Raw genomic sequence first — 1,575 nt, 5'->3', positions numbered from 1 at the left:
AGTTGGTTGATGAAGGGCTGGTGGTGCCGCCGAAGTATCTGCCGGAACAGTTCCGCGACCTGAACGCGCTGTCGGCGTGGATGTGCTTCTCCAACTTCCTCAACCACCTGAGCCTGGACCGGATCGAAGCGGATTACTCCAACATCCTCTAACGATCACGAATACCCCTGTGGGAGTGAGCCTGCTCGCGATAGCGGTTCAACATTCAGCATTGATGTTGACTGACACACCGCTATCGCGAGCAGGCTCAGTCCTACAGGGTTTTGTATTTCAATCCATATCTGCGAGGTTTCAACGGATGAGATTCCTCGGCATTTTTTGTCTGCTTCTGACCTTGAGCGGTTGCAGCTCCCTGCTGTTCTATCCCGAGCCCGGCCAGCTGTTCACCCCGGAAAAAGCTCATCTCGACTACCGCGACGTCACTCTCGTCACTGCAGATGGCCTCAAGCTGAACGCCTGGTGGTTACCGGCCAAGGAAGGGGTCGAGGTCAARGGCACAATCCTGCATTTACACGGCAACGGCGGCAATTTGCCGATGCACCTGGGTGGGAGCTATTGGTTGCCCAGGCACGGCTATCAAGTGCTGATGATCGACTATCGCGGTTACGGTTTATCCGAAGGGAAACCGAGCCTGCCGGCGATCTATCAGGACATTGACGCCGCGTTCAAATGGCTCGATCAGGCACCCGAGGTCAAAGGCAAACCGCTGATCCTGCTCGGCCAAAGCCTCGGTGGCTCGATGGCCGTGCACTATCTGGTTCAACACCCCGAGCGCCAGAAACAACTCAAGGCCATGGTTCTTGACGGGGTGCCCGGCAGCTATCGCAGTGTCGGCCAATTTGTCTTGAGTACCTCATGGCTGACCTGGCCGGTCCAGGTGCCGTTATCCTGGCTGGTGCCGGACGGTGACAGCGCAGTCAACTCGATAGCACAGCTCAAAGGTGTGCCAATACTGTTCTACTACAGCATCGACGATCCGATCGTGCCGCTTTCCAACGGCATCCGTCTGTATCAAGCTGCGCCGCCGCCACGCGTGCTGCAACTGACCCGAGGCGGTCATGTGCAGACGTTGACCAACCCGGTCTGGCAAAAAGTCATGCTGCGTTATCTCGATGACCCGCAGCATTTCAACGGCCTGCGCCGCTTGGGTGAAATCCCCAATTACCCGGCACCCCCGAATTCAGAAGATGAACCATCAGAGAGCCCGAAATGAGTGAAGAACGTAACGCCATCCCGCTGATCATCACCGGTATCTGCAGCATCCTCGGCACCGTTGGCGCCTTGTGGTTCTACGGCTACCTGCATTTCGCCAAGCCTGAGGATGCGTTGCTGCTCAGCGACTTCACCATGCTCAAGACCGTGCCGGGCGAAGACTACAAAGTCTCCCTGGAACCGGCCGCGCAAGTGGCCCAGTGCATCGATGGCGTGCTGGTGCTGTTCGACATGGAGCAAAAAGGCCTGACCGGTGTGTTGGTCAACAACAAGAAAAAAGCCGTGCGCTGCATGGGGCAGGAAACCCCTCAGAAGCTGGAGCAGTAACCCGGCCCCGAGATCACCAAAATTCCAATGTAGGAG

General features: G+C 57.1%; 2 protein-coding genes and 1 pseudogene. All 3 read left to right on the top strand.

Features of this window, described 5'->3' with window-relative positions; all coding sequences use genetic code 11:
* A pseudogene (locus tag AC1DRJ_RS27090) lies at positions 1 to 152 on the top strand (flavohemoglobin expression-modulating QEGLA motif protein); the annotation flags it as partial.
* Positions 153 to 298: 146 nt separating this feature from the next.
* A complete protein-coding gene (locus tag AC1DRJ_RS27085) occupies positions 299 to 1,213 on the top strand; it encodes an alpha/beta hydrolase (protein ID WP_477804853.1) in 915 nt (304 codons plus the stop codon).
* On the top strand, positions 1,210 to 1,539 hold the full coding sequence (locus AC1DRJ_RS27080) for a hypothetical protein (protein ID WP_477804852.1): 330 nt from the start codon (positions 1,210 to 1,212) through the stop codon (positions 1,537 to 1,539). The genes AC1DRJ_RS27085 and AC1DRJ_RS27080 overlap by 4 nt, the downstream gene beginning before the upstream one ends.
* Positions 1,540 to 1,575: the final 36 nt, after the last annotated feature.

This window comes from Pseudomonas sp. P5_B2, from assembly GCF_056400445.1.
Note: the sequence above shows the minus strand (reverse complement) of the source record. Positions and strands in the feature narration are given on the sequence as shown.

What these genes read in the sequence shown, in the direction of transcription:
- AC1DRJ_RS27080 (WP_477804852.1), top strand. Translation starts at nt 1,210, where the DNA reads ATGAGTGAAGAACGTAACGCCATCCCGCTGATCATCACCGGTATCTGC.